The organism is Halorubrum sp. LN27 (genome assembly GCF_016635065.1).
GTDB lineage: Archaea > Halobacteriota > Halobacteria > Halobacteriales > Haloferacaceae > Halorubrum > Halorubrum salipaludis.
On sequence record NZ_JAEPET010000001.1, the window covers coordinates 951,918 to 973,600 of the forward strand.

Genomic DNA, 21,683 nt, shown 5'->3' on the forward strand with positions numbered 1-21,683 from the left:
GAGCGGATCTGACCGCGGACCGGCGCCCCTCAGACGATCTTCATCATCCGCGTCTCGAACTTGCCGACGCGGACGCGGACCCATCCCGCGAGCGCCGCGTCGAGGTCGGGGTCGTCGGTGTCGACCCGGAGGGCGCGCACGTCGTCGAGCTTCGCGCGCGAGGCGACGATCCGCAGGTCGCAGCGCCGGATCACCGCCGGGGACAGCTGCGGGTTCCCGCGGCCGAAGACGAACCCCTGTCCGCCGATCGGCGAGACGACGATGACGTTCTCCTCGCCCAGCGCGTCGAGGATCTCCCGCTCGGTGCCGTCCCGGACGACCACCTCCCCGTCGCGCCACACGTCGACCCCGATCGGCGACGGCTCGAAGCCCAGGGCCTCCTTGATGGCGCCGACGGTCGACCCCGGGCCGAGCACGTACGTGACGCCCTCCCCCTCGCGCTCGCGGATGTCGTCCGCGACCCCCTCGGCGAGCGACTCGACGGTCCCGCTCGCGGTCTGTTTCGACGACTGGAGGTCGTCCGCGACCGGGACGCGCGCGACCGCGCGGAGCTCCGGGTGGACCTCTCCCTCTCGGTAGGCGTCCTCGTCGATGTCCATCACCTCGCGTCGCTCGGTGCGAGAGAAGGAGGCGGCGACCTCCGCGGCGTCCTCCGGCGAGACCGCGAACACCGAGGAGTACACCTTCACGCCGGCGGGGACGCCGAGCATCGGGACCTCGGAGCCGGTCCGTTCGAGCGCCGTCGCCACGTCGGTCGCCGTGCCGTCGCCGCCGACGAACAGGACGAGGTCCACGGGCCCCGCGGCGTCGTCTCCCGCGGCGAACGCCTCGACGACCCGCGCGGTGTGCTCCGCGGTCGTCTCCGTGGGGGCGGGCGGGTCGGAACCGTCGCCCCGATCGTCGGCGGGCGGGTCGGCCTCCTCGTCCCGATCGTCGCCGAACGGGTCGACCACGCGGACCGGTTCGAAGCCCGCCTCGCGGACCAGCCGCTCGCCCATGGGGTCGGCGGCGGTCGAGACGCGCGTCTCGGGCGCGACCGCGGCGAGCCGTTCCAGCGCCCGCCGCGCTCGGTCCGGCGCCCGCGGCTCCGCGCCCCGCGCGACCGCCTCGGCCACCTTCCCGTCGGTGCCCTTGAGCCCGACGCGGCCGCCCATCCCGGCGACCGGGTTCACCGCGAATCCGACGTGCATGTCCGCTCTTTCGTCGGCCGGCCCTTAAGCGGGCCGCGTCTCGCCGCGGGAAGATCAATACTTAAGACGCCCCCAGAACAACCGCGAACCATGATCCTCGAAGCCGCCCCGACCGAGCCGCTCCCGATCGACGCGACCGCGACCGCCGTGCTCGTCGCGAGCCTCGTGGTCACCGCGGTGTGGCTCGCGTATCTCTACCGCTGATACCGCTACCGCTGATACCGCTACTCCTCCGACTCGACCAGCACCGACCGCTCCCGCACCCAGTCGGCGGCGCGCTCCGCCTCGTCGGCGGTCGCCGCCGTGATCTTCACCCGCACGCTCTCGCCGGGGTACGACCCGACGCTCACGTCGAACGCCTCCTGGAGCTCCGTGAACCGCTCTAACAGCGCGCTCTCCGGCTCGTCGACGTCGACGACGACGGTGTGGGTCGGGGTCCCCTCGAACTCCTCGACGACCGACTCGAACATCGCCTCCATCTCCGCCGGGACGCCCGGCAGGACGTACGCCGACTCGACGACGGCGCCGGGCGCGACCCCCTCCTCGTTGGGGAGCGGCCGACAGCCGACCGGGAGGTGCGTCGTCTCGGCGACCAGGTCGTCCGCGCTGTACCCCCGCTCCGCGAGCCACGCCGCGGCCTCGTCGTTGGCGGCGAGGTCGCGCCCGAACGCGGCCGCGACCGCCTCCATCGTCACGTCGTCGTGGGTCGGCCCGAGCCCGCCGGTGACGATCACGGCGTCGTACTCGGCGTGGTACTCGTTGACGACGCGCGCGATCTCGGCGACCTCGTCCGGGACGACGGTCACCCGCCGGACCGTCACGCCGCGGTCGGCGAGCCGGCCGCAGAGCCACGTCGCGTTCGTGTTCTCGGTGTCACCGACGAGGAGCTCGTCCCCGACGGTGACGATTGCGGCGTCCATACCCGCACAAGGCGTCGCGCACTGAAAAAGGGCCCCAGTCCGGGAGGAGGGGGTCGCGGCGACCGCCGACTACTCGTCGTCCTCGTACACGCCGAGCCCCAGCTGCCGGCGCCGCTCCCGGAGCTCCTCCAGCTGCCGCCGGAAGTACATCGTCCCGACGACCGCGGCGACCGCGGCGATCGCGAGGATCACCCCGAAGACGAGCAGGTCGGTCTCGCGGTACGACTGGACCACGACCGACCCGCTGGTGACCGAGTCCCACGTGATCCGGTCGCGGCCGTCGACCGTCTCGATCTCGTGGTCGCGCGGCGACACGTGCCCGACGATCGGCACGTCGGTGCTGAACCCGGGCGGGAGCGTCACCGCGTACGACCCTTCGACGTAGGTGAGCGTGGTGAACCGGCGGGGCGAGCCGGACGCCGAGATGGCCATCCGTCCGCCCTCCATGTCGTCGCCGAACCGGACCCACGTCTCGTCGGGAGTGCGCTCGATTTCGCCGCCGCGGGCGCGGAACTCGCTCCCGTCGATCACCTCGCCGTCGGGGTACTGGTACCGGAACGCGTCGAACTCGAAGGGCTGGTCGCCCGCGTAGGGGGTCTGCCGGTAGAAGCGTATCTCGTCGACGCCGGAGACGTTGTACACCACGGTGTACCGCGTCCCCGTCGAGAGGTTGACCTCGGCGTCGCGGTCGGTCGCGAAGTCGTACGCGTGGGGCGGCTCGGCGTCGAGCGTCTCGTTCGCGACCTCGCCTCCGTCGTTGACGTAGGTGAGACAGCCGGCGCTGACGGCGAGCAGCGCGACGACGGCGATCGCGAGGGCGAAACGTCGGTTCACGGGTTCAGACGACGCAGCGCATCTCGGCCGGGAGGTACGAGCCGATCGCGGCCAGCAGCCCCGGCGGGTCGGTGTCCTCGGTGCAGACGACGGACTGCTCCAACAGGCCCAGCCGCTCGACGGTGACGATGTCCTGCGCGTGGCCGGCGCGATTCACGGTCGCCCGGACCTCGCCGCGGGTCGCCGAGTTGACGTTGAGCCGGCCGTCGCCGCGCTGCCAGTCGTAGAGGCGGTCGCGCTCGGCGTCCGCCAGCCGGCTCGGCTCCGAATCGGGGTCGCCCACGTCGCCGCCGTAGACGAACCGCACGGGGAGGTGCTGGACCAGCCCGAACCGCTCGACGACCTGCTCCGGTGACCCCCTGCCGAGGCCGATCTCGTCGGCCGGGATCCGCACGTCGACGCCGGCGTCGAGGACGAAGCCGTCGTCGTCCCACGATTCGAGGGTCCCGACGTACTCCTCGCCGGCCGTCAGCCCCTCGTCGTGGGCGACGATCTCGCCCCACGTCTCCGCGAGGACGTTGCGGGCGACCGCGGCGTCCTCGCCGCTCACGTCCACCTGCACGAAGTCGTCGTCGCGGACGCCGACGTGCCAGTCGACGTCGAGCTCGCCGATGTCGTTGGCGACGAGCGAGTTCATGCCGTCGAGCGCGCGGTCGCGGGCGTCGCCCTCGACGTAGCACTTGGTTGCGAGGACGACCATCAGCCCGTCACGTCCGCGTTGAGTTCGTCACGGAGCTCCTCGACGCGCTGGCCCATCGCCTCGCGGAGCCGGTCGTTGTCCATCGACTCCAGCGGGGACCCGCACTCCGGGCACTCGAAGCCGAAGTCCATCGCCTCGCCGAACTCGAAGCGGATCGAACACACCTCACAGAGGTAGAACTCGTGGGTGCGCTCGTACTCCTCCCGCTCCTCTAACGCGTCGAGCAGGCGATACATCTCCTCTTCGAGGTTCTCCGGGATGTTGTCGTAGTGGAACGTCCAGAGGTACGTGAGCCACCCCGAGTCCTCGTCGCGCACCCGGCGGTAGGTGGCGAGGTCGTTCTCGTACAGGATGAACAGCGCGCGTCGGACGTCGTTGAGCTCCAGTCCGAGCTCCTCCGCCAGCTCCTCGTCGGTGACCTCACCGTCGGGCGGCGCGGCCGCGACCGGCATCCCCGTCGGCCCCACCAGCTCGTGGAGGTACTTCTGGATGACGGGGTCGTTCAGTAGATCCTCAAAAGCCATTACGTGAAACTGGTGGTGGAACCGGGTTAAAAGCTCCGGAAGGAGCGGTCACCGCCGTCCGCGGTCGACGCCGCCCGCGGTCGCAGACGGACGTGCCGACCCCCGACCGCGACCGCCGACCGCGATGGCCTCCGGCAAAGCTTTACCCGACGTGTGACACCACACGGTCGTATGGCACCGACCGGCGACACCGGAGCGGAAATCGACGAGTCGGAGGAGGAGGCCGCGTCGGAGCGGGAAGTCGCGTCCGATCGGGAAGTCGCGTCCGATCGGGAAGTCGCGTCCGATCGGGAAGTCGCGTCCAGCTCTCCCGGGATCGGCGTGCGCGTCCGCCGGGCCGTCGGCGCGCTCGCGCTGCTCTCCGTCCCCGTCCTGCTCGCCGCCCTCCCGCTGGTCCCCGCCGCCGCGCTCCTCGGACCCGCCGGCCTCGGCCTCGCCGGTCCGGGGGCGATCGGGGGGCTCCTCGCCGCCGTCGCCGTCGGTCTCGGCGGCTCCGCGCTCCTCGGTCCGATCGTCGTCGACCGCCGGATCGCGCGGCTCCCGGAGGCCGACCTCGACGACCGCCCCGCCGACTTCGTCGCCGACCGCGTCGCGACCCTCGCGGACGAGGTGGGCGTCGACGCCCCGGCGGTGACGGTCGTGCGCGCCGACGCCGCCAACGTCGCGGTCGCGGACGGGTACCGCGGCGCCCGGCTCGTCGTCTCGACCCGCCTGCTCTCGCTGCCGAAGGCCGACCGCGACGCCGCCCTCCGGCACGCGCTCGTCCGGCTCCGGACCCGGGAGGCGCTTGTCGCGACCGCGCTGCTCCCGGCGCTCGCGGCGGTCGAGACGGTCGCGCTCCTCGCGACCCTGCTCGTCGGGCGCCGCGGCGAGCGCACGGCGGCGGATCGCCGCGTCAACCGGATCCACGGGTACGAGCCGGAGCGCGACCGGATCCCGTCGTGGGCGTACGCGGTCGCGGGCGTCGCGCTCTGGGTCCTGCTCCTGCCGGCGTGGCTCCCGACCGCCGTCGGCGACCGGCTCTACGTCGCCGGCGGGCGCCGCGACGCGGACGGGGCGGTCGCGCGGCTCGGGACCGCCGAGCGCGACGGGCTCGGCAACGCGGTCGCGTTCGCCAGCGACGCCGCGGGCGCCGCCGACTGGCCGCCCCTCCTCGACCGGCTCTCGCTCGTCTCGATGGCGGACGCCGAGACGGGCCGCGTCCGGGGGACGAGCCGACAGGAGGCGCGGACGCGGCTCGCGCGGCTCCGGTCGAAGCGGGCGCTCTGATCGCGGCGCCCTCGCCCGTCGCGATCAGGGCCGCGTCGGGACGGAGATACGGAGGACCGTTCCGCCCGTCTCGGAGGAGTCCACCGAGAACTCCCCGCCGGCCTTGCTCACGACCCAGTACATCAGCCAGATCCCGAGCCGGTCGGCGTGCTTCAGCGAGGTCTCTCCCCGTTCGAGCACGTGGGTCTCGTGTTCCGGGATCCCCGGCCCGTCGTCTTCAATCTCGATCTCGATCCAGCCTTCCGCTCCGCGCTCGGCCCGTATCCAGACCGTCGGCTCCGGAGCGTCGTTGTGCTTGACCGCGTTCTCCACGCCCTCCTCGATCGCCGTCTGGAGGCCGACGACGCTCACTTCGAGCGGGTCGTCGTCCGGGAGCGACAGGTGGAACGTCGCGTCCGGGTACTGGTCGGTCATCTGGCTCAGCAGCTCGGACAGCCGGTCGCGGAGGCTGACCCCGGCGTCGTCCGACTCCGGGCTCGAAAGCGTGTGGTCGATCTTCCGCACCGCCTCCGCGATCCGCATCAGGTCGTCGGTCGTCTCGCCGATCACGTCGAGCGCCTTCCGCCGCTGCTCCTCGGCGGGGTCGCTCCGCAGCAGCTCGGTGTACCCCTCGATGAGGTTCATCTTGTTCCGGAGGTTGTGGTTGAGCACCCGCCCCATCACCTCCAGCCGCCGCTCGCGGATCTTCCGGTCCGTGATGTCCGTCTGGAAGCCGACGAACCGGATCACGTCGCCGTTCTCGTCCCGGATCGGCGCGACGGTGAGCCGGTTCCAGAACTTCTGGCCGCTCGCGCGGTAGTTCAGGACGTCGACGGAGACCGGTCGCTCGTCGTCGATCGCCTCGCGAATCGCCGCGGTCGTCTCCGGGTCCGTGTCCTCCCCCTGGAGGAAGCGACAGTCCTTCCCCAGGATCTCCGGTCCGTACCCGGTGAGCCGCTCGAACTCTTCGTTGACGTAGGTCAGCGGGTTGTTCCCCGTCCCCGGCTCCGCGAGCGAGATCCCGACCGGGGCCTCGTCCATCGCGCGCTCCTTCTGTCGGAGTTCCTCGACCGTGGCCGCCAGCCGCCGCTCGCGGTCGGCGAGCCTGAGGGAGGTGCGCCGCCGATCGACGAGGTTCCCGATCCGGGCTCGGAGCGCCCGCTTGCGCACCGGGAGCTCGACGACGTCGTCGACGCGGTCCCACGCGCCCTCCGTCGCCTTTCGGGCGTCACCGCCCGCGAGGAGCACGAACGGGAGGAAGGCGGGGGCCGCGCGCTCCCGGCGCGGCCCGATCGCGCTCCCGACGCGCTCGAACGCCTCGGCGTCGAGGACGCAGCAGTCGAACGCCGAGTCGAGCGCCGCCGCGTCGGTCGTCGAATCGACCCGAAAGCGGTCGCCGAGCGCCTCGGCCACCAGATCGCGGTCGCGCCCCGGCCGCATGAACAGCAGGACGCGGGGGTCCTCGTCCGTGTCCGGCGGTTCACCGGACGGGGCGTCGGAAGAGATGCCCGCGGGGCCTAGGGCCATGTCTCCTAGAAGGAGACCGCGCGGTTACTAAGAGCTACCCATTCATTAACTACCCCGGGGTCGGAAGGGACCGTATGTCAACGCCACTCACCGATCGCGCCTCGACCGGTGTCGCGGGCCTCGACGAGATCCTCTCGGGGGGGCTCGTCCCGGAGCGGAGCTACATGGTCCGCGGTCAGGCCGGCAGCGGGAAGACGATCTTGAGCTTCCACTTCCTCCAGCGGGGCGTCGACGAGGGGGAGACGGCGCTTTTCATCAACCTCGAGGAGGACGCCCGCGACCTGAAGGCGAACGCGGCGGCGCTCGGCTTCGACACCGACGCCATCGAGTTCCTCGATCTGAGCCCGAGCGCGGACGTGTTCGTCGAGGACGACTCCTACGAGGTGTTCGAGCCTTCCGAGGTCGAGCGGGAGCCGCTGACCGAGAAGATCATCGAGGGCGTGACCGCCGTCGACCCCGACCGGGTCGTCGTCGACCCGCTGACGCAGCTCCGGTTCCTGCTGTCGGACGACTACCAGTTCCGGAAGCAGGTGGTCGGGTTCATGCGCTTCCTGAAGGACCGGGAGGCGACGGTGCTTTTCACCGTTCAGAACACCGAGTCGCTGCCGACGGACGACCTCGAGTTCATCACGGACGGGACGATCCGGCTTGCCACCGCGGAGTACGGCAAGACGATCGACGTGCCGAAGTTCCGCGGGTCGGCGACCCAGGGCGGCGAGCACGCCTATCGGATCACCGCCGAGGGAATGGAGGTGTACCCGGCGTTACAGCCCGGCGCTCACGCGAGGGACGCCACGTTCGAACAGGCCTCCTCCGGCGTCCCGGAGATCGACGACCTGCTGAACGGCGGGATCGAACGGGGGACGGTCAGCATCGTGAGCGGGCCCACCGGCGTGGGGAAGACGACGCTCAGCACCCAGTTCATGAAGGCGGCGGCCGATCGCGGCGAGCGCTCCGTCATCTACCTGTTCGAGGAGAGCGAGGAGACGTTCCGCACGCGGGCGCGGTCGGTGAACATCTCGGTCGACGAGATGATCGAAGCGGGGACGCTCCGCGTCGAGGAGGTCGAGGCGTTAGAGCGGTCGCCACAGGAGTTCGCGCGGATGGTCCGGACGGAGGTCGAAGAGCGCGGCGCCGACATCGTCATGGTCGACGGGATCGCGGGCTACCGGCTGACCCTCCACGGGGAGCGCGATCAGGTGCTCCAGCAGCTCCACGCGCTCGGCCGCTACCTCAAGAACATGGGCGTGACGACGATATTCGTCGACGAGACGCGCGACATCACGGGCGAGTTCCGGGCGACGATGGAGAACGTGAGCTACCTCGCCGACAACATCGTCTTCCTGCGACACCTGGAGGTGGACGGCGAGCTCCGGAAGGCGATCGGCGTGCTGAAAAAGCGCATGAGCGACTACGAGCGGACGATCCGCGAGTTCCGGATCACCGCCGACGGGATCGCCGTCGGCGAGCCGCTGTCGGGGATGCGAGGCGTCCTCAGCGGGACGCCGGAGATGGTCGATCCGGACCGCAACCGACCGTCGGGCGGGTGGCTCGACGACGGGGAGTCGTAGCGGGGATCAGTCGGGTCGGGACGCCTCGTCGCCGTCGGCACCGTGTCCCCCGTCCCCGTCGACACCGCCTCCCTCCTCGCCGTCGTCCGCGTCGATGACCGTCTTCCCGGTCGCCTCGGGGACGACGCGGCGGTCGGCGTCCTCCCACTCGCGGTCCAGCTCCGCCCCCTCGAACAGCCGGTCGAGGAACACGGCGAGCCCGGCGACCTCGGAGTGCGGCTGGTTCGTCACGCCCACGTTGAAGTCGGCGCGCTCGTACAGCGCCCACGGCACCTTCTCGCCGCCGACGACGATCAGGAGGTCGTCGCCGCCGCGGACCGACTCGCGGACGTCTCCCTCCACGTCCTGGACGCGCTCGCCGTACATGGTGAGGTGGACGACGGTCCCCTCCCAGTGCCGGACGATCGCCTTCTGGTCGTCGCGGAGTTCGACCGCGAAGGGGCCGCCGAACCGGTCGGTGATGTCCCGCACCGTCTCCGCCGACTGCCCGGCGTTGTCGGGGAAGATCACCCGGTCGGCGCCGAGCGCTCGGGCCGTGAGCCCGACGTGCGTCGTCATGCGGTCGTCGCGTCCCGGCCGGTGACCGTACCGGAGGACGACGACCTCGCGCGCATCGTGCATACCGGCGATGCGCCCGCGAGCGGCGTGGTCCTTTCGATGCAGAGTCGTCGATCGCGTCCGGCTCCGGCCGCAACCGACTCCAACAATGACCGACCCCGACCGCGCCGACGAGTGTACTCACGACCGTGGATCGTTCTCATCAAAACCGGATCGAGGTGACCACGTAAGTGAAAGATTCATGGGGGAGGCGGTCGCCGGGTGAGGTATGACGAGCGTCAAGGAGTTCCGCGTCGACGCGCCCGCGACCGCCGACTCGCTCGGCCGCGGCCGGTTCGTCTTCACGGACGCCTACTCGGTGTTCGACTGGGGGCAGATGCCGGACGCGATCCCGCGCAAGGGGGCGAGCCTCTGTGCGATGGGCGCGTTCAACTTCGAACTGCTGGAAGACGAGGGGGTCCCGACCCACTACCGCGGCGTCGCGGATCCCGACACGAGTGAGATCGTCCCCCTCGCCGACGCGACCGCCCCGCCGACCGAGATGGCCATCGACCTGACGCAGGTGCCCGACCTCCCGTACGACGGCCCCGAGGCGGGCTACGACTACGACGCCTTCCACGCCGCGGGCGGCGAGAACTACCTCGTCCCCCTCGAAGTCGTCTTCCGGAACCGGGTACCGATCGGGTCCAGCCTCCGGCGCCGCACCGACCCCGCCGACTTCGGGCTCGACGACCTCGCCGGTCCGGACGGCGACTGGCCCGACGAGCCGGTCGACCTCCCCGAGCCGGTCGTGGAGTTCTCGACGAAGTACGAGCAACAGGACCGCTACCTGACCCGCGAGGAGGCCGACCGGATCGCGGGCGTCGCCGCGATCGACGCCCTCGAATCGCTCGCGCGCGACGTGAACCGCGTCGTCACCGAGCGCGCCGGGGCCGCCGGCTTCGTCCACGAAGACGGGAAGATCGAGTGCCTGTACGTCGACGGCGAACTGCGGGTCGCCGACGTGGTCGGCACCTTCGACGAGAACCGGTTCTCCTACGGCGGGCGGGGGATCTCGAAGGAGGTCGTCCGGCAGTGGTACAAGGCGAACGACCCGGCGTGGGTCGAGGCCGTGAAAGAGGCGAAGGCGGCCGTCGCCGAGCGCGATATCGACGACTGGCGCGAGCTCTGCGAGCGCGACCCCGACCCCCTCCCCGACGAGGTCGTCGACGCGGTCTCGGAGCTGTACGCGGCCGGGACGAACGCCTACACCGACCGCGAGTGGTTCGACGTGCCCGACATCGAGGCGGCGCTGGACGCGGTCAACGAGTTATAAGAGAACGCGACCGCTGACGGCGGGGAGAACCGCTTATAAGTGGTTGACTCTGGATCGACCGTGAACGCTTCCAAAGACCCAGCCGCTCGCTTATAAATACTCGACCACGAACCGGCGGTGAACACCTCCAAAGCCCCAGCCGCTCGCTTATAAGTGGTTGACTCTAGATCGACGGCGAGGACCTCCAAAGCCCCAGCCGCGAGGCGGGCAGACGCTCGCTGCGCTCCTCACTCGGTCGCTCACTCCGTTCGCTCCCTCGTTGTGGTGCTTACGTCGCCTCTGCCCGCCTCGCGGCTGCCCCTTTGAGTCCCACCCACCCGCAACCGCACAGCACCTCACGCCTCCCCAGCCTCGCGGCTCCCTTCGGTCGCCGCGTCCCTCGCGCGTGCTCCTCGCGCCCGAAGGGCGCTCGGAGGCGCGCGCCACCGCACCGGATTATAAGCGATCAGCGCGATCGGTCTCCACTTTGAACGAGTCAGGCCGACAACCGCGTCACCGCCGCGCCCAGTCGAGCATCCGCGCGTAGAAGGGGTCCGAGCCGAGCGCGTCGGCGTCGCCGACCAGCGTCAGCTGCTTTTTCGCCCGGGTGAGCGCGACGTTCATCCGGCGGTGGTCCTCGAAGATCGGCCCGTCGAGGTCGCCCGTCGCGACCAGCGAGACGACGATCACCTCCTTCGAGGAGCCTTGGAAGCGGTCGACCGTGTCGACGGTGACGGGTGTTCGCCGACCGATCTCGGCGACCTGCGCGCGGAACGGGGCGATCACGCCGATGTCGTCCGGGTCGACGCCCGCGGCCACGTAGGCGTCGACGACCTCCGCGACGCGCGCGGCCTCCCGGACGTTGCGGTTGCCGTCGCGGCTCCCGTCCGGGTCGACGAAGCTCACCCCGCCCGCGAGCCCCGCGGGGAGGTCGGCGGGGTCGACGCCGAGGTCGCGGAGCGTCTGTCCCGCCACCTCGGGGGTCGCCGGGCGGAGCGCGCCGTCGTAGAACTCCGCGGAAGCGAACGCCTGGATGCGCTGGCTCATCCGGTACTGGCGGTCGAGCATGACGCTCGCGTCGGGGTACGCCTCGATGAGCCGCTGGAACAGCGAGGTCTGTAAGTCGTTTTCGGCGCGGACGACCGGCGGGAGCTGCTCGTGGTCGCCCACGAGCACGAACCGGTCCGCGCGGTTGATCGCGGCGTGGGTGCCCGGCTCAGTGAGCTGTGAGGCCTCGTCGACCAGCGCCACGTCGAACTCGCACTCGCGGAGGACGCGGGAGCCGCAGGCCGCGGTGGTGGCGGCGACGACCGGCGCGTCCCGCAACTCGGCGGCCTTCGCGTTCGGATCGCCGCGCTGGACGAGCCGCACGTCCTGCATGTCGCCGCGGACGCCGGTCTCGCTGCCGACGCGGAGCACGTCGTCGAAGCCCTGATCCCGGAGGGCCTCGAGGGCGTTGTCGACCGCTCGGTTCGTGAACGCCGAGAGCAACACCCGGTTCCCCTCGGCGACCAGCGCGCGGATCGTCCGGGCGATGGTGTACGTCTTCCCGGTGCCCGGCGGGCCGTGGATCAGCGCGCAGTCCTCGGCGTCGACGGCGAGCTCCACGGCCTCGTTCTGCGCCTCGTTGTTGTCGATGTAGGCGTCCGGGGCGTCTTCGGGGCGGTCATCAGGGTCCCGGAACTCGGGCTCCCGACGCCCGAACAGCACGTCCTTGCGCCGTTCGCTCCCCTTCAGGATCGCGTCGTGGAGCGCGGTGAGCGAGCGGTCGACGGAGATCTCCGAGGGGTACACGTCGAGTCGCCGGAGCTCGACCGGCTCGTCGGTCTCGACGACAACCTCGTCGCCGTCGAGCGCGGTGATGCGACCGAGCTCGCCGTGACCGGTGACGGGTTCGCCGTCGCTCGCGAGCGCCACGTCGCCCTCGCGGAGCTTGGAGACGGCGTCGTCCGGCTTGCGCGCCCGGAGCTCCCACCGGGCGTCGCCGATCTCGGTCTGCGAGACGGGTTCGAGGTCGATGAGCGCGCGGTCGTCCGCGGCGCGCTCCTCGGGGGTCTGCTCCCACAGCTTCCGGTACTCGGCGTGGGTCTCGCGGCGCTCCTCTTCGAGGGCGACGTAGAACCGGTCGAAGTAGTCGCGCTCCTCGTCGGGGACCGGCGTCCCGACCGACCCCGCCTTCGACTCCTGGTCGAGGCGGCCGGAAACGACCATGCAGGTGTCCTGCTCGAAGCAGTACTCGCACTTGGCGTCGGCCTCGTACCCCGTCGGGACGGTCGGGCGCTCCCCGGAGCCGTCGAGCGCGCGCCACTCCATCGCGGCGAGGGCGTTGCGCTCGCGGACGACGAACTCCAGTAACCCCCGGCCCACGGAGAACTCCTTGGCCGGCGCGAGGTCGCCGGACTCCTCGTTTCGGTCCAGGGCGGTGTTCTTCGTGTACAGCAGGGTTCCGATGTCGGGGTCGACGCCGCGCTCCTCTAACATGAGCGCGTAGCAGGCCGCCTGGATCTTGTCGTGGAAGCGCGGCTCCCGCTTCGTGTTCTTCCCGGTCTTCAGCTCGACGGGGGTCCCGCGCCGGAGGGCGTCGGCCCGGCCCTTCAGGCCGAACGTCGGCGAGATGAGGGTGAACTCCGACCGCCACGTGTCCTCGTCGGTCAGGGTCCCCTGCGAGAGCCACCCCTCGATCGCGGCCGCGTTCCGGCGCACCTCGTCGGCAACCTCCTCGGGCTCGTACCCGAGCAGGCCGAGTTCGAGGCCCGCCTCTTCGACGCGGTCAGCGACCGACGCCTCCAGCTCCATCCCGCGGAGCAGGTCGCCGAACACCTCGTGGACGACGGTCCCCTTGACGACGGGGTAGTTGAGCGGGATCCCGGAGAGCTTGTTCAGGTAGTACATCCGCGGGCACTGCACCCACGACCGGATCCCGGTCACGTCGACGAGGAAGTCGGGCTCGAGCACGACCCACGAGTCGCCGGTGGTGGCGTACCCCGTCTCGCCGCCGAACTCGTCCTCCTCGGCGTCGGTGACCAGCAGCTCCATCCCCGGCTCGGCGTGCTCGGCGGTCTCGGTCCACTTCCCCCACAGCGTCACGTCGACCGCGTCGCCCGCGCCGCGGTCGGGCCGGATCCGGATCTCGCGGAGCTCGCGGTCCCCGTACGACGTCGACACCGTCCGCGCCTCCCCGACGGAGAGGATCGGCCCCCGAACGTTCACGGCCGTCATCGGCGGCGGTCTCGAAAAACGCTGTCGGTGGGAGCGGTCGCGGGCCGCGTCGGGGCTCCGCGCGCCCGGCCGCTTCGCGCTCGGCCCCCGTGAGGTCGGTCCCCCGCGGTCCCCGCGCGGTCCGCCGCCACCGACACGCTCATGCGGTCGCCTCCGCTACCTACGACCGACATGCGCGTGCGAGACTGGGACGACATCCTCGCCGACGTCGCGAGCGACTCGACCGACCCCGACGGGTGGCGCGCGGTCGCCGGGTCCAGGCGCGAGGGCCTCGGCGAGGACCTCTACTTCGGCCACCCGAGCGTCGGCGTCTACCACCTCAAGACGTACGCGAAGAACCCCCGCGACCTCCGCGGCGTGGGCGCGAAGATCGCCCGCAGCGTCGACGACGAGCTCGACCCCCTGCTCCCGGACGAGGAATCGGCCGGCCGGTTCGCGGTGCAGTCGGCGCCGGAGGACGAGGACGAGGCGGAGGACATGGCGACCCGGCTCCGAGAGACCTTGAAGGTCCACGCGGAGGCGCCGACCGACCCCGACCACCTCTTCGAAGACGTGATGGAGGCGGTCGACTCGCCCGCGTTCGGCCCGATGGACTACGAGTTCGACGGGCGCCCGGACGAGCTCGACGATCTCTCGGACACCTTCGAGGAGGCCGAGGAGCTCCTCTCCGCCGAGCTCGAGGACCTGATCGACGACGACGACGTGGACCGCGGCTTCCACTGATCCCGTCTGCCGGCTCCGTCGGTCGTTTTGCAGACGCGGGACAGGAATCAGCGGACCGCGAAACGCGTCTCCGTGATCGATAGCGGGAGTGAGTGTTGCAGATCGGTAGCGGCGAGACGGTATTTAAACAGCCAAGAGCGACGACGATCGCTTATAAATGACGACGCGGTGGCGCGCGCCTCCGAACGGCCGCCACCGGTGGCCGTGAGGAGCGCGTGCGAGGGAGTCGCTGGCGCCTTATAAGGCGCCAGCGACGAGGCTGGGGAGGCGTGAGGCTGCGGTTGCGGTGTGGGTGGGACTCAAAGGGGCAGCCGCGAGGGGAGCTTAGGCGACGCTAAGCACCGCAGAGAGCGAGTGAAACGAGCGACCGAGGAGCGCAGCGAGCGTAAGCTCCCCTCGCGGCTGGGGCTTTGGAGGTCTTCACCGCAGACACATCGATCACTTATAAACACTCGTCAGCACCACCACAATCCGACTTATAAACAACCGAACAGCCAGTTTGCGAGACTTACTCCCGATCTCAATCAGGGATCGCGGTGGCGAGCCGTTTCGGGCGCGTTCTCGTCCGGAAAAATCGGATCGCACGAGGGCGGAAAAACGGGGTGTCGTCCGGTCGGACTGCCGTCGAGTCGCGTCGTTAGCTCCGCGTGAAGCGGTACTCGACCGTGCCCAGGCCGGGGAGACTGACGCGACCGACCGCCTCGCGGTCGACGTGCCGAGCGAGCGAGCGCGCGAGGACCGCGAGCGCGACGACGCCCGTCAGAAGGGCGAGCGAGACGAGGGGGAAGGCGGCCACGAAGACCGCGAGACCGATGAGCGCGAGGAACGCGAACGAGGCGCGAACGCTGCCGTCGGGCGAAACGTTGGGCCCCGGCGACCGACCGCCGGCCGAGAGTCCGTGTTTCATTGGTTGCATATCGATCCGTACGATACCGGGGCGTAAAAACCTTTCATATTGCAAATATGTTTTGAGAAAAGTTCACACGGGACATTCCAATAGACGGTCTAAAACGGTCGTTAATGCGGTGTAACTGTTACCATGTTATTCGTTCGTACACCCATCACATATCTAGCAACTACCGCCGAATTCGGCGTGACGCCCCGAACGGTGCGACTGCCGCCGACGCGGGGGCCGATCCTCCCGGTCGACGCCCGCACCCGTACTTTTATTCCGACACGAACCGTTGTGCAGATACGAACAGCCCATGTCAACGATAGACGAGACCCCGTCCGCACGAACGGAGACGGTCGCGACGGCGGAGTGCCGCCGCGTCGTCGCCGGACTCGCCGACGGAACGGTCGAGACGGTCGCTGACCTACAGGTCCGCGGCCGTGCCGACGAGATCGCCGCCGAGCTCCGCGAGAGCCACCTCCCGGCCCTCGAGGAGGCCGGGTACATCGAGTGGGACCGGGAGGAGGGGACGATCGAGCCCGGGCCGAACTTCGAGGAGGCGGCCGAACACGTCGCCGACCTCCCGGACCCGGACGGGGGAGTCGCCGACGACTGAGTCCGGCAGCGCCCGGACCGGCCTCCGAGCCTCGTGGAGCGCGCCCGAGACGTTTATACGCCGCGGCGGGCGAGCCCAGACATCGCATGGCCGAGCCGATACTGAAGTGGGCCGGCGGGAAGCGGCAGCTCCTCGACGAGCTGTACGCCCGGTTCCCGTCGGCGTACGGCCGCTACCACGAGCCGTTCCTCGGCGGCGGCGCCGTGTTCTTCGACCTCGAACCGCCGGACGCGACGGTGAACGACGCGAACCCGCGGCTGGTGAACTTCTACGAGCGGGTCCGCGACGACCCCGAGGCGCTGATCGAGCGGCTGGAGTCGTTCGACGACCCCGGCGCCGACCCGGACCCGGACCTCCCGTACGCCGAGGAGACGGCCCGCGGTCGCGCCGTGGAGAGCTACTACTACCAGCAGCGCGCGCGGTTCAACAGGCGCCCGTACGAGGGGGAGTTCGACCCGCTGGAGGAGGCCGCGCTCCTCCTGTACCTCAACCGCACCTGCTACAACGGGCTCTACCGCGAGAATGCCGACGGCGGGTTCAACGTCCCCGTCGGCCGGTACGCGAACCCGGACTGGGTCCAGCGCGACCGGATCCGGCGGGCGAGCGACGCGCTCGCGGACGCGACGGTCCGGAACGGCGACTTCGGGTACGTCCTCGACGCCGCGGAGCCGGGGGATCTGGTCTACTTTGATCCCCCCTACGAGCCGATGAGCGCGACCGCGAGCTTCAACGAGTACAGCGCCGAGGGGTTCGACCGCGAGGACCAGCGCCGGCTGCTCGACGTCGCCGCCGAGCTCGACGAGGCGGGCGCGTGGGTCGTCCTCTCGAACAGCGGCGTGATGTACGAGCCGTACGCGGACGCGGGGTTCCGCGTCGAACTCGAGGGCGCGACCCGTGCGATCAACAGCGACGCGGGGAACCGCGACGAGGTCGACGAGATCGTCGCGACCAACGTCCCGCCGGCGGAGCGCCGCGAGGCCGGACAACGCGACCTCGCGGAGTTCTGAGGCGGGGAATTTCCGCACCGGCGACGCGGCTCGGGACCGACCGCAGAGGGCGGGCTTTTTGCCCTCCCCCGCCGACGACTCCGGTATGACCGATCTCGACATCGACCTCGTCCTCGTGTCTGTGGACGGCAGCGAGGAGTCCCACGAGGCGGTCGACTACGCGATCGCGCTCGCCGCCGAGTACGGCGCGAGCGTCCACGCCCTGTACGTGCTCGACGAGGACGTGGTCCGCGCGATCGACCACGGCGTGGTCGACGAGAGCGACGTGGCCGACGACACCGAGGCGTTCACCGACTCCGTGGCCCGGCGCGCGGAGGCCGCGGGCGTCCCCCACAGCAACTCCATCGCCTACGGGTTCTCCACGAAAGTGAAGACGGTTCATCCGGGCAGCGTCGTCCTCGACACCGCGGAGGAGCTCGACTCGGACTTCGTCGTCGTCCCGCGCGAGCCCGTCTCCGGCGACCCCGGCGAGGTGCTCGGGAAGGCCGCCGAGTACGTCCTCCTGTACGCCAGCCAGCCCGTGCTGTCCGTCTGATGGCCGGCGGCCTCCCCTTCCTTCCCGCGGGAACGACCCTCCCCCCGGCCCCGTACCTCGTCGGCGTGCTCCTCGCGGCCGGGGCCGTCGCGGTCGCGCTCCGCCGGCGGCGCCCGCGGGTCACCGGCCGGCGCGTCCTCGCGCTCGCCCCGTGGATGGCGCTCGGCTCGGCGGCGCACGTCCTCTACGTCGTCGACGCGCTCCCGCCCCTGCTCTCCCCCCTCGCCGGCTCGCCGACCGTCTACCTCACGGTGGGGGCGCTGGCGGGCGCGGCGTGGCTCGCCGCCGACGCCGTCCGCCCGGACCGGGTGTCGGAGAGCCTCGCGCTCGCCGGCGCGCTCTGCCTCGCCCCGGTGGTCGCGGTCGCGGTATCGACCGGACTCTCGTCAGAGGGCGCCCGCTGGTCGACGGTCGCGCTCGCGCTCACGGTCCCGATCGCCGGCGCCGTCTGGGTCGGCCTGACGCGGCTCCGCCCCGAGACCGCGATCACCGGCGGCGTCGGCGCCCTCGCCGTCTTCGGCCACGCGCTCGACGGCGTTTCGACCGCGGTGGGGACGGCCCAGCTCGGCTTCGGCGAGCGCACGCCCGTCTCCCGGATCCTGCTGGAGCTCGGCGGCCTCCCGTCGCTCCCGGTCCTCGGCGAAGGGTGGCTGTTCCTGCTCGTGAAGCTCGCGGTCGCGAGCGCCGTCGTCTGGCTGTTCGCCGAGTACGTCCGCGAGACGCCGGCGGAGGGCTACCTCCTGCTCGGGTTCGTGGCCGCCGTCGGGCTCGGTCCCGCGGCCCACAACCTGCTGCTGTTCGCGATCGCCGGGTGACAGCCGACGAGTCACAGAACCGCGAGCGCAAACGCGGCGGTGACGCCAGCCAGTATGACCGCCTGTACGACCGAGCTGGCGAGGGCACCGATCACCGCGTAGATCGACTGTCGGACGGCATCGCGCGGCTCGCCGGCGTTCTCGTAGAGCCCCGCGAGAAAGACGGTGCCGCCCAGGCCGACGACGAAACCGATCGGACCGATCACGAACAGCAACCCGATCCCCGCCAGCGTCCCGACGACGACGGTCCGCGTCGAGGCGCCGCCGAGTTTCCCGGAGACGAGTCCAGACAACAGCTCCGCCGCGGAGGCCAAAAGCGAGGCGAGAACGAGCGCGAGTAGGACCGCGAGGCCCGGCTCGGTGAAGCCGGTGGTGTACGCGTAGCCGAGGACGGTCAGCGCCGCGAGGACGCCGCTCGGCACGAAGGGGACGAACGAGCTGGCCGTCCACACGACCAGCAACACGATCGCTATTCCGGCGGCGGAGACGGCCATGCCGGGGGTTCGTCACGCGAGTTCAAAACGGTTCACTCCGGACGAGTCCGTCATCGGTCGCCGTGGCCGTTCACGGCCGGCGGTCTCAGTCCTCTTCCTCGACGACTTCCGGGTCTTCGATGGCCGACTGCAGCGAGTCGAGCCCGTTGACCCACTCGGAGACGAGCCCGTACTCTAAGTCCTCGACGAGGTCGATGTCGAGGGCCTCGCCGTCGATGATCCGGGTGCCGGCCTGCACGACGTAGCCGAGCGCCGCGTCGAGGTCGTCCTCGGCCTCGGCGTCGGCGGCCGCGCGCACGAACTCGCTCACGTCGCCGTCGACGACGCCGCCCACGACGTACTCCTCGGCCGCGTAGAAGACGGGGACGAGCGAGGTCTGGACGCCGTCGATCAGCATGACCTTGTCCTCGTCGTCGAACGCCACGTCGGCGAGCACGATGTCGCGCACGGTGTGGATCTCCTCGACCGCGCGGTCCTCGTCGATGCGCCCGTCGTCGAGCGCCGCAAGCACCTTCACGATCGCGATCGCGGCGTCGTCCTGCAGGTTTAAGAGGAGCCGCGCGGAGTCCTCGTTTTCGGGGTCTAAATCCTCCTCTTCGAGCCTGTCGAGCCAGTTCTGCCACCGTTCGTCGGTATAGAACGTCTCCACGGCGTCGTCGTCGGTCATGTCCCGTACGTCGCCCGGACTACTCAAATGCCTTTCCTATCGATCGTCGCGAGAGAGGGCGTCTCACCCGCTCGACGGCGGGATTCGGGCGTCGCGTTCAGGCGTCGCGCTCAGGGCACACTCGGGTCGCGCTCAGGCGTCCCGAGCCAGCGTCGCCTCGGTGTCGATCCCGTAGACCGCGCGGGGGGTCTCGACGTGAGCGGTGCGGACCGCGTCGTCGTATCCCTCCTCCAGCAGCCAGCGGACGCGGCGGGGGACCGTCTTCGGGCCGAGCACCATCCCCGGCTTCTCGGGGTCGTCGACGAAGTCGGTCTCCATCAGGAACGGCTCCCCCGCCTCCGCCGCGCGCTCCAGCCGGTCCTTCTCGCTCATCACGCTCGGAGTCGGCCCCGCGAGCCGCCCCTCGGCGTAGTGTTTCACGACGTTCGCCGGATCGAGCCCGGACTCCTCGGCGACCGCCGCGAGGTCGGTCAGGTCCTCGCTCGCCTCGGTGTGCAGCTGGACGGCGCACTCCAAGGCGGCGCCCAGCTCGAACGCGCGCCGCGTCACGGCGTTCGAGGCGTCCCAGACCGCGTCGCTCACGTCGTAGTGCGGGCGCCCCGACTTGAGCGCGAGCGCGTCGCCGTCGGCGACGAACTCGCTCGCGACCTCCAGCCCTCCCCGCATCAGATCGCGGGCGTCTGCGGGTGCGAAGTCGCGCTCGTCGACGAGCCGACTGATAAGGCCGGGATGGACGCCGAGCACCGGCCACGCGCGCCCCGGAAGGATCTCGTTCGCGGCCGCGACCGCGTCGAGCGTCTCCTCGAAGACGGGCCGGAAGTCGGCCGGCTCCTCGGGCTCGACGCCGAGGTGCCACGACGGCTTGTTCACCACGAGCAGGTGGGTGCCGCCGAGCCGGACGAAGTCCTCGACCGCGTCGATCCCGCGGCCGTGACGCGGATCGAGGTGGAGGTGGTTGTCGAGCACCGGCGTGTCGAGGTCGTCGGTCATGAGTGAGGGAGGGGCCGGGCGACGGTTATAAACAGCGACTGCGGGCGTCGCCACCCCCGTCGGGTCCCGCCGTCAGCGTTCAGCCCCCGTCGGGCGCGCGGTACAGGAGGTCGTACTGGTGTGCGACGTAGGTGAGCTCCCCGTCGCGCAACTGCCCGCGCCGGGACGCGAGCCAGTCGTCGCCGCGGTCGACGTCGGCGTCCGCGAGCGCGTCGGCGACGAAATCGAGGATCCGTTCGAGGAAGTACGACTCGTCGGCGGGGTAGTCGCCGCCCCGGGGGCGGACGACCCAGTCGGAACTCGCCATCGCGAGGAGCGTCCCCGCCCGCCGCCGACACAGGTCGGCGAGGTGCCGCCCGGCGCGAACGTCCCGGCCGGGTCGGGCGTCGATGGCCGCGTGGTACGCGCGTTCGACCGCGCGGTCGGCCGGGTGGTCCGGCTGAAAGATGCTCCCGCCGTCGAAGGTTATCGGGAGGTACGCGAGCCCGCCGGGCCGGAGCGCCGACTCGGCGGCGTCGATCAGCGCCTCGGGATCGACGAGGTCGGCGAACGCCTGCGCGACGACGAGGTCCGCCCTCGACTCAGCGCGGAGCGCCGCGAGCGCGTCGCCCGTCTCGAAGGCGGCTGTCAGGTCGCCTGCGGAGACCGTTCCGTCGGCGGCTCGCGCGTCGTACCCCCGGCGACGCAGTTCTCGGGGCCGCACGGTCCGGGCGAACGCGACGACGCCGGGGTCGCTATCGACGCCGCGGTACGTCGCGGCGTCGACGCCCCACGCGAGCAGCGTCGGAACGGTGACGCCGGTCCCGCAGCCCGCCTCGACGACGCGCGGCGCCTCGGGAAGCGCGGCGAGCAGCCGGTCGCGCACCCGCGGCGAGCGGGCGCGCTCGTCGACCGACCGCTTGGCCTCCAGGTACCGCGTCGCCGCGTGGTTCATCCGTCGAGCGCGCGCCGGTGGCCGGCCCACGCAACATCGTCCTCCCAGATGCGGACGACCAGGGTCTCCGGGTTCGGCTCGGGCATCGCGTCGGCGACCCGATCGCCGAACAGCCTCGCGAAGTGCTCGACGCTCGGGTTGAGCCCCTCGAACTCCGGGAGGTCGTTCAACAGCGCGTCGCGATACCGCCCCTCCAGATCGTCTAAGATCGACTCGACGGCGTCGATGTCCACGAGATAGCCGTACTCGTCGAGCTCCGGCCCCCCGAAACGGAGTTCCGCGGTGAACCGGTGGCTGTGGACCTCCCCCTCGGGCGGTTCCGGATCCGGAACCGTGAGGTAGTGCTGTGCGACGAACGCTCGGGTGACGGTCAGTCGGTACGGATGCTGGAAGTCTGTCATTGTGGGTGTGTTCCGGCTCGCGGC

22 protein-coding genes are annotated in these 21,683 nt (G+C 70.9%); 8 read left to right on the forward strand and 14 right to left on the reverse strand.

Translation table 11 applies throughout. The annotated features are described in order from the left end of the window. Nucleotides 1-29 precede the first annotated feature (29 nt). The 5 genes from JIN95_RS04685 to JIN95_RS04705 all read right to left on the reverse strand — a co-directional run bounded on the left by JIN95_RS04685 (nt 30) and on the right by JIN95_RS04705 (nt 4,168). Nucleotides 30-1,190, reverse strand: a complete 1,161-nt coding sequence (locus JIN95_RS04685) for an ATP-NAD kinase family protein (protein ID WP_200530648.1) — start codon at nt 1,188-1,190, stop codon at nt 30-32. A gap of 224 nt (nt 1,191-1,414) precedes the next feature. Then, the gene (locus tag JIN95_RS04690) at nt 1,415-2,110 is read right to left on the reverse strand and encodes a molybdopterin-binding protein (protein WP_200530649.1); all 696 of its coding nucleotides are present in this window, start codon (nt 2,108-2,110) and stop codon (nt 1,415-1,417) included. 69 nt (nt 2,111-2,179) lie between these two features. Next, complete coding sequence (locus tag JIN95_RS04695) at nt 2,180-2,944, reverse strand: DUF5803 family protein (protein WP_200530650.1); 765 nt, start codon at nt 2,942-2,944, stop codon at nt 2,180-2,182. Between the two features lie 4 nt (nt 2,945-2,948). Continuing rightward, entirely contained in the window at nt 2,949-3,644 is a 696-nt protein-coding gene (locus tag JIN95_RS04700) for a DUF2110 family protein (RefSeq protein ID WP_200530651.1), read from the reverse strand. After that, nucleotides 3,644-4,168, reverse strand: coding sequence for a transcription factor (locus tag JIN95_RS04705; RefSeq protein WP_095637752.1), 525 nt, complete (start codon nt 4,166-4,168; stop codon nt 3,644-3,646). Before JIN95_RS04705 ends, JIN95_RS04700 begins: the two co-directional genes overlap by 1 nt. Before the next feature lie 171 nt (nt 4,169-4,339). Here JIN95_RS04705 and JIN95_RS04710 point away from each other — a divergent pair, with 171 nt between their 5' ends. Beyond that, a complete protein-coding gene (locus JIN95_RS04710) occupies nt 4,340-5,437 on the forward strand; it encodes a hypothetical protein (protein WP_234699158.1) in 1,098 nt (365 codons plus the stop codon). Between the two features lie 24 nt (nt 5,438-5,461). Here JIN95_RS04710 and JIN95_RS04715 read toward each other — a convergent pair whose 3' ends face one another. Next, nucleotides 5,462-6,943 carry a PAS domain-containing protein gene (locus JIN95_RS04715; protein WP_200530652.1) on the reverse strand — a complete coding sequence of 494 codons (1,482 nt, stop codon included), beginning with the start codon at nt 6,941-6,943 and terminating at the stop codon, nt 5,462-5,464. Between the two features lie 74 nt (nt 6,944-7,017). On the opposite strand from JIN95_RS04715, the gene JIN95_RS04720 reads away from it, so the two are divergent. Beyond that, complete coding sequence (locus JIN95_RS04720) at nt 7,018-8,514, forward strand: ATPase domain-containing protein (RefSeq protein ID WP_095637754.1); 1,497 nt, start codon at nt 7,018-7,020, stop codon at nt 8,512-8,514. 6 nt (nt 8,515-8,520) lie between these two features. Here the strand turns inward: JIN95_RS04720 and JIN95_RS04725 are convergent, their stop codons facing one another. Then, complete coding sequence (locus JIN95_RS04725; protein WP_200530653.1) at nt 8,521-9,135, reverse strand: tRNA (cytidine(56)-2'-O)-methyltransferase; 615 nt, start codon at nt 9,133-9,135, stop codon at nt 8,521-8,523. A gap of 205 nt (nt 9,136-9,340) precedes the next feature. On the opposite strand from JIN95_RS04725, the gene JIN95_RS04730 reads away from it, so the two are divergent. Beyond that, a complete protein-coding gene (locus JIN95_RS04730) occupies nt 9,341-10,387 on the forward strand; it encodes a phosphoribosylaminoimidazolesuccinocarboxamide synthase (protein ID WP_200530654.1) in 1,047 nt (348 codons plus the stop codon). 492 nt (nt 10,388-10,879) lie between these two features. Here the strand turns inward: JIN95_RS04730 and JIN95_RS04735 are convergent, their stop codons facing one another. Further along, complete coding sequence (locus tag JIN95_RS04735; RefSeq protein ID WP_200530655.1) at nt 10,880-13,576, reverse strand: AAA domain-containing protein; 2,697 nt, start codon at nt 13,574-13,576, stop codon at nt 10,880-10,882. A 180-nt stretch (nt 13,577-13,756) separates the two neighbouring features. Between JIN95_RS04735 and JIN95_RS04740 the strand changes: the two genes are divergently transcribed. Next, nucleotides 13,757-14,308, forward strand: coding sequence for a hypothetical protein (locus JIN95_RS04740; RefSeq protein WP_095637758.1), 552 nt, complete (start codon nt 13,757-13,759; stop codon nt 14,306-14,308). Nucleotides 14,309-14,945: 637 nt separating this feature from the next. On the opposite strand, the gene JIN95_RS04745 is transcribed toward JIN95_RS04740, so the two are convergent. Next, complete coding sequence (locus JIN95_RS04745) at nt 14,946-15,215, reverse strand: hypothetical protein (protein WP_095637759.1); 270 nt, start codon at nt 15,213-15,215, stop codon at nt 14,946-14,948. Between the two features lie 298 nt (nt 15,216-15,513). Between JIN95_RS04745 and JIN95_RS04750 the strand changes: the two genes are divergently transcribed. The 4 genes from JIN95_RS04750 to JIN95_RS04765 all read left to right on the forward strand — a co-directional run bounded on the left by JIN95_RS04750 (nt 15,514) and on the right by JIN95_RS04765 (nt 18,173). Then, nucleotides 15,514-15,816, forward strand: coding sequence for a hypothetical protein (locus tag JIN95_RS04750; protein ID WP_200530656.1), 303 nt, complete (start codon nt 15,514-15,516; stop codon nt 15,814-15,816). Between the two features lie 86 nt (nt 15,817-15,902). Further along, nucleotides 15,903-16,823 (forward strand): Dam family site-specific DNA-(adenine-N6)-methyltransferase, encoded by a 921-nt coding sequence (locus tag JIN95_RS04755; protein WP_200530657.1) that lies wholly within the window; start codon nt 15,903-15,905, stop codon nt 16,821-16,823. A gap of 85 nt (nt 16,824-16,908) precedes the next feature. Then, complete coding sequence (locus JIN95_RS04760; protein WP_095637762.1) at nt 16,909-17,358, forward strand: universal stress protein; 450 nt, start codon at nt 16,909-16,911, stop codon at nt 17,356-17,358. Then, nucleotides 17,358-18,173 (forward strand): DUF63 family protein, encoded by an 816-nt coding sequence (locus tag JIN95_RS04765; RefSeq protein WP_200530658.1) that lies wholly within the window; start codon nt 17,358-17,360, stop codon nt 18,171-18,173. The genes JIN95_RS04760 and JIN95_RS04765 overlap by 1 nt, the downstream gene beginning before the upstream one ends. Nucleotides 18,174-18,184: 11 nt before the next feature. Here JIN95_RS04765 and JIN95_RS04770 read toward each other — a convergent pair whose 3' ends face one another. From JIN95_RS04770 to JIN95_RS04790, 5 genes are all read right to left on the reverse strand, one after another. Next, the gene (locus JIN95_RS04770; RefSeq protein ID WP_200530659.1) at nt 18,185-18,667 is read right to left on the reverse strand and encodes a DUF456 domain-containing protein; all 483 of its coding nucleotides are present in this window, start codon (nt 18,665-18,667) and stop codon (nt 18,185-18,187) included. A gap of 85 nt (nt 18,668-18,752) precedes the next feature. Further along, entirely contained in the window at nt 18,753-19,334 is a 582-nt protein-coding gene (locus JIN95_RS04775; protein WP_095637765.1) for a DUF2150 family protein, read from the reverse strand. 132 nt (nt 19,335-19,466) lie between these two features. After that, entirely contained in the window at nt 19,467-20,324 is an 858-nt protein-coding gene (locus JIN95_RS04780) for a TatD family hydrolase (RefSeq protein ID WP_200530660.1), read from the reverse strand. 79 nt (nt 20,325-20,403) lie between these two features. Continuing rightward, a complete protein-coding gene (locus JIN95_RS04785) occupies nt 20,404-21,258 on the reverse strand; it encodes a class I SAM-dependent methyltransferase (protein ID WP_200530661.1) in 855 nt (284 codons plus the stop codon). Then, nucleotides 21,255-21,659 carry a 6-carboxytetrahydropterin synthase gene (locus JIN95_RS04790; protein WP_200530662.1) on the reverse strand — a complete coding sequence of 135 codons (405 nt, stop codon included), beginning with the start codon at nt 21,657-21,659 and terminating at the stop codon, nt 21,255-21,257. The genes JIN95_RS04785 and JIN95_RS04790 overlap by 4 nt, the downstream gene beginning before the upstream one ends. Nucleotides 21,660-21,683 lie beyond the last annotated feature (24 nt).